Genomic DNA, 236 nt, shown 5'->3' with positions numbered 1-236 from the left:
GCGTGACGATGCTGACGAAGTCGATGCGATCTGAAGACGGCCGCTTTGCCTCGGCCGCGGCCATTTCACCGGCGCTGCGGTACAGCCGCGCGGGATCGAGGTACAGACTCCTCCCCGTCGTCTGTGTGTTCTGAAAGTCGCGCGAGAAGACACCGGCGGTGAGCTCGATCTGTCCGTCGAGCGCCGCAGCGATTCTGTGGACGCCGCCGATGAACGCGCCCTGACCGCCACCGACC

At 66.1% G+C, this 236-nt stretch carries 1 pseudogene; it reads right to left on the bottom strand.

The window, feature by feature from the left end:
* Window positions 1–236, bottom strand: a pseudogene (locus ACTFO6_RS19825) (gfo/Idh/MocA family oxidoreductase); the annotation flags it as partial.

It is taken from the genome of Pelomicrobium sp. G1 (genome assembly GCF_051905455.1).
In the GTDB taxonomy this organism is placed as follows: domain Bacteria; phylum Pseudomonadota; class Gammaproteobacteria; order Burkholderiales; family UBA6910; genus Pelomicrobium.
This window is presented reverse-complemented; position numbering and strand designations above follow the sequence as displayed.